Origin of the sequence: Microcoleus vaginatus HSN003, from assembly GCF_022701255.1 — a bacterium.
Taxonomy (GTDB): Bacteria; Cyanobacteriota; Cyanobacteriia; order Cyanobacteriales; family Microcoleaceae; genus Microcoleus; species Microcoleus vaginatus_B.
Map to the genome: position 1 here is coordinate 6349680 of NZ_CP031705.1, position 14178 is coordinate 6363857.

General features: G+C 46.3%; 17 protein-coding genes. 12 read left to right on the forward strand and 5 right to left on the reverse strand.

Features of this window, described 5'->3' with window-relative positions:
* Window positions 1-2 precede the first annotated feature (2 nt).
* Window positions 3-230 carry a winged helix-turn-helix domain-containing protein gene (locus D0A37_RS27160; protein ID WP_242719261.1) on the forward strand — a complete coding sequence of 76 codons (228 nt, stop codon included), beginning with the start codon at window positions 3-5 and terminating at the stop codon, window positions 228-230.
* A 58-nt stretch (window positions 231-288) separates the two neighbouring features.
* Entirely contained in the window at window positions 289-1071 is a 783-nt protein-coding gene (locus D0A37_RS27165; RefSeq protein WP_242719264.1) for a DUF4058 family protein, read from the forward strand.
* Window positions 1072-1214: 143 nt separating this feature from the next.
* Here D0A37_RS27165 and D0A37_RS27170 read toward each other — a convergent pair whose 3' ends face one another.
* On the reverse strand, window positions 1215-2177 hold the full coding sequence (locus D0A37_RS27170; protein WP_242725781.1) for a glycosyltransferase family 9 protein: 963 nt from the start codon (window positions 2175-2177) through the stop codon (window positions 1215-1217).
* Window positions 2178-2346: 169 nt separating this feature from the next.
* On the opposite strand from D0A37_RS27170, the gene ispD reads away from it, so the two are divergent.
* Both ispD and D0A37_RS27180 read left to right on the forward strand, forming a co-directional pair.
* Window positions 2347-3033 carry a 2-C-methyl-D-erythritol 4-phosphate cytidylyltransferase gene (gene ispD, locus D0A37_RS27175; protein ID WP_242719266.1) on the forward strand — a complete coding sequence of 229 codons (687 nt, stop codon included), beginning with the start codon at window positions 2347-2349 and terminating at the stop codon, window positions 3031-3033.
* A gap of 85 nt (window positions 3034-3118) precedes the next feature.
* Window positions 3119-3448, forward strand: coding sequence for a hypothetical protein (locus D0A37_RS27180; RefSeq protein ID WP_242719268.1), 330 nt, complete (start codon window positions 3119-3121; stop codon window positions 3446-3448).
* A 387-nt stretch (window positions 3449-3835) separates the two neighbouring features.
* Here the strand turns inward: D0A37_RS27180 and D0A37_RS27185 are convergent, their stop codons facing one another.
* On the reverse strand, window positions 3836-4600 hold the full coding sequence (locus D0A37_RS27185) for a glycosyltransferase family protein (RefSeq protein ID WP_242719269.1): 765 nt from the start codon (window positions 4598-4600) through the stop codon (window positions 3836-3838).
* A 468-nt stretch (window positions 4601-5068) separates the two neighbouring features.
* Window positions 5069-5284, reverse strand: coding sequence for a hypothetical protein (locus D0A37_RS27190; RefSeq protein ID WP_242719270.1), 216 nt, complete (start codon window positions 5282-5284; stop codon window positions 5069-5071).
* Between the two features lie 1342 nt (window positions 5285-6626).
* On the opposite strand from D0A37_RS27190, the gene D0A37_RS27195 reads away from it, so the two are divergent.
* On the forward strand, window positions 6627-6890 hold the full coding sequence (locus tag D0A37_RS27195) for a hypothetical protein (protein ID WP_242719271.1): 264 nt from the start codon (window positions 6627-6629) through the stop codon (window positions 6888-6890).
* 92 nt (window positions 6891-6982) lie between these two features.
* Here D0A37_RS27195 and D0A37_RS27200 read toward each other — a convergent pair whose 3' ends face one another.
* The gene (locus tag D0A37_RS27200) at window positions 6983-7915 is read right to left on the reverse strand and encodes a LysR family transcriptional regulator (protein WP_242719272.1); all 933 of its coding nucleotides are present in this window, start codon (window positions 7913-7915) and stop codon (window positions 6983-6985) included.
* A 261-nt stretch (window positions 7916-8176) separates the two neighbouring features.
* On the opposite strand from D0A37_RS27200, the gene D0A37_RS27205 reads away from it, so the two are divergent.
* The 4 genes from D0A37_RS27205 to D0A37_RS27220 all read left to right on the forward strand — a co-directional run bounded on the left by D0A37_RS27205 (window position 8177) and on the right by D0A37_RS27220 (window position 10557).
* Window positions 8177-8470, forward strand: a complete 294-nt coding sequence (locus D0A37_RS27205; protein ID WP_242719273.1) for a hypothetical protein — start codon at window positions 8177-8179, stop codon at window positions 8468-8470.
* 105 nt (window positions 8471-8575) lie between these two features.
* On the forward strand, window positions 8576-8839 hold the full coding sequence (locus tag D0A37_RS27210) for a hypothetical protein (protein WP_242719274.1): 264 nt from the start codon (window positions 8576-8578) through the stop codon (window positions 8837-8839).
* An 81-nt stretch (window positions 8840-8920) separates the two neighbouring features.
* The gene (locus D0A37_RS27215; RefSeq protein WP_242719276.1) at window positions 8921-10009 is read left to right on the forward strand and encodes a tetratricopeptide repeat protein; all 1089 of its coding nucleotides are present in this window, start codon (window positions 8921-8923) and stop codon (window positions 10007-10009) included.
* Window positions 10010-10047: 38 nt separating this feature from the next.
* On the forward strand, window positions 10048-10557 hold the full coding sequence (locus D0A37_RS27220; RefSeq protein WP_242719278.1) for a GNAT family N-acetyltransferase: 510 nt from the start codon (window positions 10048-10050) through the stop codon (window positions 10555-10557).
* A gap of 223 nt (window positions 10558-10780) precedes the next feature.
* Here the strand turns inward: D0A37_RS27220 and D0A37_RS27225 are convergent, their stop codons facing one another.
* Entirely contained in the window at window positions 10781-12355 is a 1575-nt protein-coding gene (locus D0A37_RS27225) for an adenylate/guanylate cyclase domain-containing protein (RefSeq protein ID WP_242719279.1), read from the reverse strand.
* Window positions 12356-12438: 83 nt separating this feature from the next.
* On the opposite strand from D0A37_RS27225, the gene D0A37_RS27230 reads away from it, so the two are divergent.
* The 3 genes from D0A37_RS27230 (at window position 12439) to D0A37_RS27240 (ending at window position 13999) form a co-directional block, all read left to right on the forward strand.
* Window positions 12439-12699 (forward strand): hypothetical protein, encoded by a 261-nt coding sequence (locus tag D0A37_RS27230; RefSeq protein ID WP_242719280.1) that lies wholly within the window; start codon window positions 12439-12441, stop codon window positions 12697-12699.
* A gap of 186 nt (window positions 12700-12885) precedes the next feature.
* Window positions 12886-13716 carry a prepilin peptidase gene (locus D0A37_RS27235; protein ID WP_242719281.1) on the forward strand — a complete coding sequence of 277 codons (831 nt, stop codon included), beginning with the start codon at window positions 12886-12888 and terminating at the stop codon, window positions 13714-13716.
* Between the two features lie 61 nt (window positions 13717-13777).
* Entirely contained in the window at window positions 13778-13999 is a 222-nt protein-coding gene (locus tag D0A37_RS27240) for a DUF2007 domain-containing protein (protein WP_242719282.1), read from the forward strand.
* Window positions 14000-14178: the final 179 nt, after the last annotated feature.

The following is a 14178-nucleotide window of genomic DNA, read 5'->3' on the forward strand; positions in this document are numbered from 1 at the left end:
TTTTGGCAAGTCATTCTGGTCAATCTTGGAGTCGCCAACAGCTAATCGAAAAAATTTGGGGTTGGAACTGCAACGACACAGGAGAAGAGAACGTTGTTAGCGTACATATCGGTCAGATTCGCAAGAAAATGATTCAAGCTGATGCTACTGGGTCGCAGTTTATTAAAACTATTTGGGGTTACGGTTACAGGTTCGATCCGCCCTCGTGCACTGCAATGGCAATTTCCTAAGCTCAGCAGTTTCGATATTGTATAATTGAATTAAATTGATCATCGTTGAGGTACTAAAATGCCTTCTCCATTTCCAGGGATGAATCCTTATTTAGAAAATCCAGAATTTTGGCCCGAAGTACACCACCGTTTGATCGTTGCGATCGCCGATGACATAGAGCAAAATCTCAGTCAGCAATATCGAGTGGCGATCGAAAAACGCACTTATATGAGCGGTGGGGAAGACTCTGTGGATATAGCGATTCCCGATGTATCTGTAGTCGCTGCAAGGACAACAACCCAGACACAATCAGCAGTGATGACTTTACCACCCCGCCCCGAATTTGTAACAGTAACGCTGCCAATTTCTGAAGAATGCAGGGAAGGTTATTTAGAAATTAGAGAGGTAACAACTGGCAGGGTGGTGACAGTCATTGAAATTTTGTCTCCCGCTAACAAACGTGCCGGCGAAGGAAGAACTGCTTACCTTAACAAGCGGCAGAAAGTTTTAGGAACTCTCACGCATTTGGTAGAGATAGATTTGCTCAGAAGCGGAAAATATCTGCCGTTTGCCAGCGAAATTCCGCAGACAGATTACCGAATCTCGATCGGCAGAGCAAATCAGCGACCACAAGCGCAATTATATGCTTTTAATGTGAGAGATGAAATTCCTGTATTTAGGATACCTTTGCAGTCAGGAGATGGAGAACCGGAGTTGAATTTACAGAGTTTGTTAATGGGGGTTTACGATCGCGCCAGATTTGATTTAACATTGGACTACGATCGGGAACCCGTACCCCGTTTCAAGGAAGAAGATAGAGTTTGGGCTGATGAATTGCTGCGAGGAATAGGCAGGCGGTAAATTACAGGGCTTTGCGGGTGACTAATATCATGTCTGGGAAATTACCGTAATAAATAATGTTTGTAGTGAGAACCTTAGTCCTTTTTGGCCGGGGAACCAGCTAAAAAAGAGAGGACTAAAGTCCTTACTACGAACTTTTGTTTTTAGCCGCCCCAAACTTTCTTCAAAACATCTTGAGGAGAGATGTCCGCCATCTTGCCAGTAGGAGATTTAATGCCCAAAAATCGATCGCTCTTTGGCAGCAATTTCGCCGGTTCAGTCGGGCCGAACAAAGCTATTGTATAAGTTTGAACCGCCACAGCTAAGTGCATCGGCGCACTGTCAGTACATATCATCAAATTAGCAGCAGCAATAGTGGCAGCCAACTTGCCGACATCATCCGGCGAGATAACTTTTACATTCGGACATAACTCGACTAACTTTGTCACGAAGTCTGCATCTTCGGGCCCTTTCACAACAACAACGGGCAAATTCGGCTGCCGCTGCTGACAATCTTCAATTATTTGCTTCCAGTTGTCTGTAGGGTAAATTTTGTCAATACCTTTAGACACAGCTAATTGACTGGAACCGCCGTGAATTAGAATGTAGCCGCTTTCTTTTACGCCCAACCGCTGCTGTTCGGCTTCCGCCCACTGAATGTCCTGTTTAGGTACATTAATTGCGATCGCCGGACAAGGATTTGTAATGTTAAATCCTTGCAGCAAATCGTGGTACATTGAAGCCGCGTACTGTTCAGTTTTCAGCGGTACGGCAGCCGTGAGAAATCGAGCGCCATTGGTTCCCGAATAGCCAACTCTCTGCGGAATGCCGGTCAGCCACAGCAGCAGCCCTACAGTCCACCGCTGGCCTAGGGAAATAACTGCTTCGTATTCGCGATCGCGAATTACGCCCAGTAAATTGCCCAAATCTGCCATAGCGTTGCGGTCTTTGAAATTGTACGTCAAGACTTCTTTGACGGACTTGCAGACTCGGTAAGCGCCCTTCGCCCTCGGTTCCACGATGACATCAATTTGCGCCTCTGGATAAGACTGCTTGAGGTCATCGAGGGTGGGGAAAAATAAAATTTGGTCGCCAATCCCGCCAGGGACAAGTGCTAGTATTCGCATCATAAACGATCGGCTATTATCTATCGAGGTAGCTCTCAGCGATCGGTCTTCAGCTATCAGCTTATAGTATTTCTAGACTTTAAAAGCTACTGGCTGACAGCTAAACAACTGACCCAAAAGTACAGGACGCTCTTAATATATACCTAGTTGGGTGAAGAAGGGTTACTTAATGCACTTATTAATTCCTGCAGCAGGTTCGGGGCGACGGATGGGGAGTCAGCGGAACAAACTGCTGCTGACTTTGCTGGGAAAACCTTTGCTGAGTTGGACTTTGGCTGCGGCTGAAGCTTCGCAGCACATTAGCTGGATTGGCATCATGGGTCAGCCAGACGATTTTCCTGATTTTAAAGCAATTCTGAGCGATTTATCTTTGGTTAAGCCCGTGGAACTGATTCAAGGAGGCGCCACCAGGCAAGAGTCAGTTTACAACGGTTTGCAGGCTTTGCCGCCGAATGCCGATCGAGTGTTGATTCACGACGGAGCCCGATGTTTGGCAACTCCTGAATTGTTCGATCGATCTGCAGAGGCCCTCTTGAGCTGTCCAGCCTTGATTGTCGCCATCCCGGTCAAGGATACGATTAAGGTCGTAGATGAGCGTCGGATCGTGCGAGACACCCCAGACAGAAGCAATTTATGGGCTGCTCAGACTCCCCAAGGATTTGAAGTGAAATTGTTAAAGCAGTGTCACCAAGAAGGGCGACAAAAAGGTTGGGAAGTTACAGACGATGCGGCTTTGTTTGAAAAATGCGGTTTACCAGTGCAAATTGTGGAGGGAGAAGAGACGAATTTGAAAGTCACAACGCCCGTAGATTTAGCACTAGCTGAATTTATTTTGCGGCAAAGATACGGGGAATAATTTTGAATTGTGTAATGGGGAAGGCGACTCAGCTATGTTGTCGTCATTAGGATAAAGTCTGTAATACAAGTGGAGGAGGAAAAGAATGCAATATAGCGGTAAATGGCGGAGCACAGAGATGGAACTGTGGGATAGTGATTACTTGGACATGGAGGTTGAAGCGTATATCGAGATTGAGCCTACGGGTTCAGGAGAATTTCAATTCGGTTTAGTATCAGGTCAAATTGACGGCGAAGTCGTAAAAGATGAAAAGGATCAGCGATTTGAGTTTACATGGGACGGTAATGATGAGAACGATCCTGCATTTGGTAGCGGTTGGCTCAAATTAAAGGATAAAAATTCGGTAGATGGTCGAGTCAAATTCCACCAAGGCGATAGTTCTAGTCTGGTGGCTAAGCGCATTAGTAGTAAATAAGCGACACACTTAATGCTTTAAAAGTGACTTTTTGAGCGATTTACTTACTTGTTCCCAGGAAGAGCCTGGTAACGCAAATCCGAAGGCTCTGCCTCCAATTTTCCTCTCGCGAGGCAGAGACTCTAGAAATGGGTTCTCAGGCTCTTCCTGGGAACCAGTTAAAATTTCTTTGTTAGAAATCTCCTGAGAGTCCCTGGCAAGGTGTTGCTGATCAAGTCTGAATCCCACTAAAAACCGACCTGAACCATGCTTGATTCGAGTTTGGACAAATGTTATAGGTAGACCTTTTTCCATCAAAGATGAGGATTTAGCGACTACCTATAGCGTGATTTTAGGTTTTGTCCAAACTCTAAATGCTTCAGCGCTGTAGTGAACACGAGAAACTTATCACCATCCAAACCTCTGGTAGACCTCCTCCAACCAGTTGATGATACGTGGATGATTTAAAATACTATTGAGCATGGCATTACCCGAAAGATAGAACGAGGTGCAGGTTGTTCGGAAAAACCTTCCCGAAAACAACTGTTGATATTTCCCAATAATGCGACTTCTAGAGTTGATAAAATCTTGACTTATTTTTCCTGGTGACAAGTGATGAATATGGAAATCCACCACATATGCAGAATATCCACGCATGGCAGCCATAAAACATAAATCAAACCCATATAAATGAAATCCATCTAGGTCCCTAGATGTCCCCAAATTAGCATCTTTGCGTACTAGGATAAAGTTCTCATCCAAGGATTGAACCTTCACGGGAAATCCCCCAGTGTTATTATCGCCATGGGGGTCTGTAAGCCTTAGCGAGAGACCTCCGAGGGATTTTCCCCCTGCATTTCCTAACAGTGCCCACTGCGGATCAAGTTTATTCAATTCAGCAATACAATTTTCCAATTGGGCAAGGTTGTGATTGACCAATACAATATCCTGATGGCAAATGATGATATACCGACCTTTTGCCATCCTCAGAAACTCGTTAATCCCAGAATAGGCATCGGCTGCATTTGTGATGCTATTATCGATATACAAATACTCAGTAATATCGGAAGCAAAACCCGCTTGGACAAAGGACTCTAACATTTGCTGATAGAGAGCTTTATCCGTTAATAACGTGCAAATTGAATACCTTGGCAAAACTGTTTCGTTTACCAAGGTTCTAAGATCCGTTGCTTTAATATGATGATGCATTTTTACAAGACACCTTGTAGTTGAAAACAGCAAAATTCAGATATGCACGGAAAGAGACTATTTGCAAAAGAGTAGATGCTCCCTCACCTTGTTGAGAGAGAAGAGCCCACACTAGCTCCCCTTAAGCAGGAGATTTCAGTGAAGTCTAGCTTAGATTATATCATAAAAAATCGGTATTATACCAAATCCGGGTTACTTACCCCCTTTATGATGGCGAAAAAAAACTTCACTCGCTTGTGTGCTTTTAAAAAACCCAACTAGGGAGGATTTTTTGAAGAAAGCTGTCGCCAATTTCCAGAAAGGAGCTGGTTCAACCATTAGTAAACAAGTGAATATAGTCGCGCTCGCCAGCCTCAGGCTCGTGGATAGTCATGTGAAATAAATTCACCGCCCAACCAGCGGTTAGCCTTCACAAGGCAAGCAGTTTTGTGATCACCAATAATAATTGGTCAGATTTTTGAGGGGTTGTGTCATAGTTGCTGATAAAATTTGACCACGTTCTCCGAGAACTGCTTTCAAGTCTTGTATTTTGTCAAAACTTTTATTGACTAATGGTTCATCAGCCACAGACCAAAGCCTTTCCGATGGCTGAATTTCGGGAGAGTAAGGTGGTAAATACTCTCCATAAATTCCTGATGGTAGAATCACTGCGTCACTCCTATGCCAGCCAGCTCGTTCCATGACTAACAGGATTTTTTTCGAGGTGCCACCTCCTGTTTGTAAGGCAAAGTTTTCTCATACTAAATTCAACCATTCTATATTAACTCTCGGCTTGGGATAAACCATTCGGTTTGACCAGTGGGAGGATTGACAAATCAGTGAAAATACACCCATTCGTAGCGATGCAAACCAACTGCCGATGGTCTTTCTCGGGGGCTCATACTTTACGGATGATTGGTGGCATTCTACTCTATGTTCGTCGAATGACCAGACCTCTATTTGATGTGAAGGAAACTCTTTTTGTACATCCTTCACTGGATTGGACAGTTTTTTGAAAGAGTTCCTGCTCAATTAGCTCTCCATCTTTATGCCAATGGGGAGGTCTTGGAGGTGAGTAACCGGACTTTTTTAGGTATTCCCAACCCCTCTGTTTCCAGACTTGTTGTCTCCCGGTTTTTTGGGCAATCCATAATGCAACTTTGGACCCGATCGCCTCTACCTTGATCGGGCGATCCTCCTTTCAAACTTAAATGCAGTTCTTCTAATTGAAGAGTGTTGAGTAAGGCATGGCTGGGGCGCTTTTTCGGGGGGAGTTTTTTCCGCAGGAGCGCTATCTTTCCTTGTTAGTTATAGCCCTTACCTATTTGTTTAGCATAGTCATAATTAATGCCGATTACTTTGGCTGCCTCTTTAATAGTCCAGCCGAGCGAAATTAACCACAGTAATTACCAACGACGACCTTCTACTGGGTGAGTTGCTTCTCGATAACGATTTTTAAGTTCAAAAGATCTAAAGTAGGGTTCTAGATGTGCCACTATGCGTCATCTTTTTGTTTGAACCATGAACTGATATTGATGAGCGTAGTTGATGAACGCCGCCCGCTGTTGTATCGATCGCCCGCTGTTGTATCGATCGCACCGTCCACCCCTTCGGTTCATCAACACCGGACGAAGAGGGTTAACCAGACCCAGATTCCATCAGTCATTACATCACTGGTGAGCGTGCTGGTGGTAGCTGGATTCTGTTCGCCATCATAAACGGGGTAACTAACCCGGATTTGGTATTAGATTGGACTTTGGACAAACGAAATTGCCCAGCTACCCAAATAGCTGAGTCCAAAAGCAAGTCATCAAGCTCAAGTCAGCAATTTTTACTCGTTTCCAGGCTCTCTGTGCCCGTTGGTGACAGCTTAAGCTGAAGTTCCCCGAGGCCGGGAACTTCAGGCTTGCCTCCAGCTCCATGGTGTCAGGTAATCGGGTCTGTAAGGTGTGAAAGAGGAGCAACATGGGAAAACGACGTACAATCAACCCAGATCATATTCCCGATCGGAATGTACCAGCTCGCCTCAACTGAAGCGGTATTACTGGATGTGGCTGATGCCGTGGCTGATGAATTAGAACTCTCTACTGAGCAGATTTCTTTAGAAATGTTATTTCGCGGATTCTCTCACTTTAACCATGCCTATTCTTGCGGCAAGGCGTCCGATCATATCGCCTATTTTACTGCCAGGGAGAACCAGGATTGGAGGATTGTCAAATATGAGCATAAATCCAGGAGCCGACAACCGTTAAATATGTCTACCTATCCCATTTGACATTGGTGACAAATTAGGAAGTTGTCACCAATGGGCTCTGCCTGGGAACCAGTTAAAGCACAAATAACAATAACCAATAACCAATTGACCACTTAAGAAGGATTAATCGCAAACTCGCCTTCACAATCAACCTCTGCGGCACTTTTAACTAAATCCAAAAACGCAAAGACGGCCGGAATTAACAACCCATCCCTCAAAACAGCCACCCCAATTACCCTTTCAAAATCCGCAGGCAAACTGCAAACTTTCACCGAAGTAGGTATCGGTTCCGCCGCCAAACGGGGGAGAATTGCTGTACCCAAACCTTGCATCACCATACTGACAATAGTTGAATCTTCGCTGAGTTCGTAAGCGATATTTAAGGGAAACCCCGAAGTTGTCAAATATTTTCGCAGTGGTACAGAACAAGCATTTTCGGCCGGCTGCAAAATCAACGGATAAGCCGCTAATTCTTCCCAGGTAATCTTAGCACTTGACAATTTCGCACTTGGCGGCAGCAACACAACATCTTGATCCCGCAAAATTTCCCTCGTTTCAAATTCATCGGAGATGGGAAGAGAGACAAAGCCGATGTCTGCTTTGCCCGATCGCAAAGCCTCTTCCACAGCTTGGGTATAATAAACTTCGGTAATGCTAACCGTAATTTTGGGAAAGCAACTGCGAAATTTAGCAATAATACCCGGTAGGATATGAGTTGCGACACTCCGAAAAGTAACTATCCGTACCTGGCCTCCCTGCAAACCTTTTTCTAAATGGGCTTCTTTGATCATCATTTCTAAGGCGCAGGCTATTTGACGCCCGTGACTCACTACCCTTTCCCCCACTGGCGTCAGTTGAGCACCGTGTCGCCCTCGGTGGAACAATTGCACTCCCAATTCTGTTTCTAAAGAGGCGATGGCGTGGCTGACGGCGGACTGGGACAGTTCCAATTGCAAAGCCGCCTCGCTAAAGTTTTCACAGTCTGCTACAGCTATCAAAGCTTGAATTTGAGAGAGTTTCATCCGCCGCGTATTGATTTCGTTCATAGCGTTTGTGCCAGTAGTACCCAAATTGTCACAAGGGCTTCGATATATCGATTTTATTCATACAACCTATGCAAGCAATGCTTTGATTGTGAATTGCCCCAGAGTTAAGGTTAATTTATCAGGTAACAGATAGACTTTTACAGAACTTGCACGACAACAATATTGTGCTGTAATTGCGATGAAGATATTGCAGTTAAAAGGGATCTTTTGTAATTTTATTGTTGCAATTTTTGTATGAGTTATCACTTGAAGGTGTTGGCTATGTCTACTTACAAAAATCGGATATATCCCCGAATAATGAGGTTTTTTTCGATTGCCGATCGAGCTAAACCATCCGAAAAACCGAAAGGGCAATCTCTCTTTTTAGCTATAAATCAAATTGGGCAGTTTTTGCTCTACCTCATTCCTGGTGAGGACGAACTGAGAATTGGGCAGACGTGCGATCGCTATGGTAACACTTGGTGGCACGGTTGCGATCGCGCGACTGGTCGTTCTACCTGCGTGGCGACGGATGATGAAATGCGCGCTTGGATCGATCGGCGTTATTGCCAATAGTAGTGTGTGCGTTGCGTGGAAATGAAGTGAAATACAGTTTTCGATTAGCAATTACCCATTAGCAATTACCCATTACCAATTATCCATTACCAAGTAGGAGATGCTATGCTTCAAATATCTTCCGAATGTGCAGCGCCAGCTCGCATTATTGTGATGGAAAACGAGGTATATAGATTGCCTCAAACTCATCGAGAAATTAAAGTTGTGTCAGGAATTGCTTGGATCACGCTTGACCAACAGGACATCATCTTGGAAAGCCCTGAAAAAGCATCGCTTCCACCCAGCAAAAACTTTGCTCTCATCTCCCCTCTCAATAATATGCCACTGATTCTGGCCGTCTGGGAAGACAAAAACCCAGTCAGAACCTAGGGATTGAGAAAAAATTCGGCAGGAACACCCCAAAAAGCTCTATCTTAATAGTTATCACTTAGCTATTGGAGGACTCGATCGGTGCACAGCCGCTCTTACCACTTCAGCTATCTCGCAGCTATAAGTATTGTCTTATCGCCCGCACTCAGCTTGCTGGCAATTTCAGACGCTCTAGCTTATGCCCCAATTATCAATGCGAGGCGCACCCAAGCGAGCGATTCCCTACGGGATAACTTCGCTTCACTGGCTCAGGCAACAGACCCCAAAACGCAAGCAGACGAACTCTTTGAAACAGGAGTAACACAGCACCGCGAGGGTTTGTTTCGAGAAGCAATCGAGAGTTTTGAGCAAGTTTTGGCAATTCGCAAGCAACTCGGCGACCAAGCCGGAATCGGAGAAACCCTCAACAATATGGGGGAAGTCTATGGCGAAATGGGTTTGAGGCCCAAAGCTTTGGAAGTTCTGCAGCAAGCTTTAGTCATTCACCGAGAAATCAGCGGAGGGCGTCGTATTGCGCGCACTCTCAATCTCATCGGTTTCGTTAACCGGATTGGGGACAATTTTTCCGAAGCGATGAAACTGCACCAAGAAGCTTTGGAACTTGCCAAAACTAACGACGACCAAGTTGAAATTGGAGAATCGCTCCACAACATCGCGGCCGTGTACACAGAACAGGTAGATTACGCCAAGGCGATCGAATTTTACCAGCAAGCGCGGACAATTCGCACGGCCGTCGGCGATCAGCGCGATTTAGGCCGTACCCTCAATAACATGGGCGGCGTCTACTACAACATCGGCGACTTTAATAGAGCGATGGAATTTTACCACCAAGCTTTAGCAATTCGCCGGGAAATCGGAGACCGGGCTGGCGTCGGCCGCCTCCTCAACAACATGGCACTTACCTCTCGCAAACTCGGCAAAGATACTCAAGCGCTGATCTATTTTCAGCAAGCAATACCGATGTTAGAAGCAATCGGCGACAAGACAAGTATCGGACGCTTGCTCAACAATATGGGCGCAATTCATGAAAGTCTCGGTCAATATCCTCAAGCTCTTGAATCCTACGAGGGAGCTTTAAAAATTGCCCGCGATGGCGGTGATAAAGTCGGAGAAACTACAGCGATGGAGGGCATTAAGCGATTGTCTTCCGGTCAGCTTGTACCGCAATAATGACTGTTAGTTGCTATAACAATCAATCAATATAAGCTATGGATATCCGTACCGAAAAGCCAGAAGATGTGGAAGCTGTTCGCAACATTAATATTCTGGCATTCGGGCGAGAAAATGAGGCTAAGTTAGTCGATCGATTGCGGGGAATTGCATCTACATTTTCCTTCCTTGCGGTACAAGCCGATCGCATTGTCGGACACATTTTCTTCAGTTTGGTTGCGGTTGAAGGAAAATGTTCTAGCAATTTGTCGATTCTGGGGTTGGCACCAGTCGCAGTTCTACCAAACTATCAGCGCCAAGGTATAGGAACGCTGCTGATCCAGCACGGTTTAAAAGAGTGCGGGCGATCGGGAGTTCAGGCAGTGGTTGTGCTTGGTCATCCAGATTTTTATTCGCGTTTTGGGTTTATTCCTGCTAGCAGAAAGAGCTTGAAATGTGAATATGATGTGTCCGATGAGGCTTTTATGGTGTTGGAATTAGAAAATGGAGCTTTGCAGGATTGCAGCGGAACGGTGAAGTATCGATCGGAGTTTAGTCTATGCGAGTGATATTAATTCCGCCCTTCATCAGAATTATTCATCTCTCTGATCTCCCTCTGCGTTCTCTGCGTTCTCTGCGGTTAAATCATTCCGATGCAACCGGAACTGATCTGAGGAAGAAGTATCGTAAAAAATTATAAAAATAACATTTAGGAGTCAGAGTGGAAAGCGGTTGTGCTGTACTTGCCTTTGTGAACATAAAACCTGTCCAACTATTGCCCAGCAAAGTTATTTAAACGCCCCCTTTTCCCTTCTCCCCTTTTGCAGCTTGCAAAGCAAAAATCGGAGTCAGAGCAGATTTCCCCTTCAGAGAAACAGCTCCCAAAGCCTCGCAAATGAAGCTTAGCCCGATCGACTCATAAACCCTTTCACCAATCAAAATTTGGTTTTCCCCCGCCTTGCTCATCAACCGAGCCGCCGTATTCACCGTATCACCGAGGATATTAAACTCCCTGCGCCCTCGCGGTTCCCCAACCTCAGCAGCAAACACCGGCCCACGGGACAGCCCAATTTGACAGCTTACTTTTACTTCTTCACCCCCGATAGTTACCAGAGGCAAACCTGCAATCATATCTCGGATCGCAATCGCCGCACTAGCCGCGCGGCTGGCGTCATCCCTGTGAGCGTCGGGCACGCCAAAATAAATCAGCATATCCGAACCGTCTAAGTGCGCCGTTACTTTTTGCAACACGCCCCCTTTAGCTGACACTACAGCATCGATCGACGCAAACACCCGAGAAAAACCCACTACCAGATTGACTTCTTCCGGGGGCGAAGCTTTGTCCACAGACTCCGGTAAACCAATCAAGTTGACAAACATCACCGTCGGTTCAGGAAAATCCGGCGGTATTTTGCGCTGATCAGCATTTTCAACCAGCAGTCTCAGGATAGCTTTGGGAATATAACTAGCAAGGGGTTCAAGCCGCTTCACAGCTTCCCCGATTTCGCTTACCAAACCCGAAACGCTGCGATCGAGCAATACCGAACTCGGCATCCGCCGCCCAGTCAAAGTGATATCATACTCTCCGAGTTGATCGTCCGTGAAATCGTCCGCCACCAAAAAATAACCCTGTTTCCCGGGTTCAAAACGAAATTGCTCTCCCAAAGACTCTCTAGCAGCTTCAGTCACACACACCCGCCCCACAGTTCCAGAACCCTCAGCTTGCTTGGCTTGCTGGACTGAATGCCCCAGCAGTACGTGGGCCATCCGCAGCGGCGTACCGATGTCAGCACTAATATAGCGGCCGCAGTGGATGCCAACCCGCATCCTCAAAGACAAAACACCCCGCGCCGTTTCAATATTGGCAAATTCAGCCATCGCCCGCTGCATCCGCAAACCCGCCCGCACAGCCCTAGCTGTATCCTCTTGATGAGCCCCTGACAGAAACTGCACCAGCATCGCATCTCCGGTAAACTCCAGCAAATCCCCGCCCGATTTGCTGACAATTTCAATCATCAAGGCAAAATAGTCGTTAATCACGCCCAGCAGGCTTTCAGCTCCCTTGCGCCCCTGGGTCGCATTCGCTTCCAACAGCGAGGTAAACCCGGCCAAATCCGTGAACAGCAAGGTGCCTGTTTGCCACTGGTAGCGCACCTCGCCCGGGTTGGGCGGAGATTCAGACACGGGCCGGGGCACGTAGTCGTGGAGGATGTAACGGAGAGTACGCAGGTGCTCGAAAACCCCCATTAGCGTTGCGGGGGACGGATCTACCCACGCAGCAGCGTATAGTTGGGCGGAAAGGAGCGATCGCAGCCGCAATTCGATCGCAGCCAAGGGAGGATTGTAAGTTAATCTATTAATTTCCACCTAGTATATTCTTAAAAAATAAGGTCAGTTCCATCTAGAGGCAACACCAATAGCTAGACCTATACCATTATGATAAGTTTCCAGTGACCCGATACCAGCCGCACCCAGAACCCTGGATAGAAACTTCCGAAAGTCACAGCTTGCTAGCTCCCGATTTGATCCGAGTTGCTCGATCGGCCTATGGTATGTATCTGAAAGTGCATTCCGAGCAGATCCAGCGTCCGATCGGTGTAGTTGTCAGTGTAGGAAGCGATCGAGGGCAGCTAATTTTTGCTTCGCAGCCGATTTTGTTGCCCGGTGAACGTTTTGTTACTTTTGACGAAATTGAATCTCAAATGTATTAATTGGTAATTGGTAATTGGTAACTAATATGTCCGCTCCAACCCTCGCAATAAAATAGGTCTGTAGCGCTCACTCAAGTTTTCAGAATTTTATGAAAACTTGCATTCCTGACTATTAACACCTTTTATTATTGCTAATTGACCGAACCCGATCTAACAACAGTCAACAGTCAACAGTCAACAAACTTAATGGAAATAATTTTTAATTTTATTGTTTATGTCATTCTATTTGCTTTGGGTTCGGCTATTGGCAGCTTTCTAAATGTGGTAGTCTATCGGTTGCCTGCGGGTTTGTCGGTGATCCACCCTCCTTCTCGCTGTCCCAAGTGTTTAAATCAGCTCAGAACTTACGAAAATATACCCGTTTTCGGTTGGCTGTGGCTGCGGGGACGCTGCAATCACTGCCGCAGTCGGATTTCCGTCCGCTATCCGCTGGTGGAAGCAGCTACGGGTTTGCTGTTTTTGCTCATCTTCTGGCGGTTTGGCGTAACAGTGCAAACTCTGGGTTTTTGGGCTTTGTTTAGCTGGTTGTTGGCTTTGTCTTTGATTGATTGCGATACAATGACTTTGCCTAATTCTTTAACTCGATCGGGTTTGGTGCTCGGATTGGTTTTCCAGGTGGCAAAAGGTTGGTGGCCGACTTTTAGTTTGATCGACTCGATACAGTATCTGGTACTCGATGGGATCGCGGGAGCAGTTGTCGGGTTGTGGCTGTTTGACGCCATCGGACTCGCCGGGACGATCGGACTGGGGCAGAATGCGATGGGGGCCGGAGATACCAAATTGGCCGCCTTGATGGGAGCTTGGCTGGGCTGGAAATACTTGCTGCTAGCGGGATTCATCGCCTGTTTCGCCGGGGCTTTTGCCGGTGGCGGGGCGATCGCCCTCGGCTTGCTCGATCGGCGTCAACCGATGCCTTTCGGCCCGTTTCTGGCTCTCGGTGCAGCAATTACTGCTCTGTGGGGGGAAGCGATCTTATCTACTTACTTCGAGTTGTTTTTCCCGAATTTTAGTTTCTGATCTGCCCGTAGTCAGGCGCGATCGAACATAATATTGTCTCAAAAATTGGTAAAATTGTTCCGTGTCTTGGATTACACTTACAACTACTAGCTTTCGTTGGGAAGCGGAATTAATGCAGCAGCTCCTAGCTGCTCATGAAATCCCGGCCCGGATTGTAGACTTGGGCATAGCATCTTATTTGGGGGCTGGAAGTGCTACAGCCCTGCAAGTTCTTCCAGAACACCAGCGAACTGCATCGCTCCTCATCAGTCCCGTTGAAGATGAGTCTGAATCTGGTGATTAGTCATTAGTCAAGTCTGTTGTTTATTGTCAGTTGTGATGGGTTATTGGTTATTAGTTATTAGTTATTGGTAGCAGCTAACAACTCACAAATAACAACAGTCAACAGTCAACAGTCAACAGTCAACAGTCAACAGTCAACAGTCAACAGTCAACAGTCAACAGTTAACAAATACCAAGTTT

Coding starts and splice junctions, on each gene's coding strand:
- D0A37_RS27165 (WP_242719264.1), top strand. CDS start 289: ATGCCTTCTCCATTTCCAGGGATGAATCCTTATTTAGAAAATCCAGAA.
- D0A37_RS27170 (WP_242725781.1), bottom strand. CDS start 2,177: ATGCGAATACTAGCACTTGTCCCTGGCGGGATTGGCGACCAAATTTTA.
- ispD (WP_242719266.1), top strand. CDS start 2,347: ATGCACTTATTAATTCCTGCAGCAGGTTCGGGGCGACGGATGGGGAGT.
- D0A37_RS27180 (WP_242719268.1), top strand. CDS start 3,119: ATGCAATATAGCGGTAAATGGCGGAGCACAGAGATGGAACTGTGGGAT.
- D0A37_RS27195 (WP_242719271.1), top strand. CDS start 6,627: ATGTACCAGCTCGCCTCAACTGAAGCGGTATTACTGGATGTGGCTGAT.
- D0A37_RS27200 (WP_242719272.1), bottom strand. CDS start 7,915: ATGAACGAAATCAATACGCGGCGGATGAAACTCTCTCAAATTCAAGCT.
- D0A37_RS27205 (WP_242719273.1), top strand. CDS start 8,177: ATGTCTACTTACAAAAATCGGATATATCCCCGAATAATGAGGTTTTTT.
- D0A37_RS27210 (WP_242719274.1), top strand. CDS start 8,576: ATGCTTCAAATATCTTCCGAATGTGCAGCGCCAGCTCGCATTATTGTG.
- D0A37_RS27220 (WP_242719278.1), top strand. CDS start 10,048: ATGGATATCCGTACCGAAAAGCCAGAAGATGTGGAAGCTGTTCGCAAC.
- D0A37_RS27235 (WP_242719281.1), top strand. CDS start 12,886: ATGGAAATAATTTTTAATTTTATTGTTTATGTCATTCTATTTGCTTTG.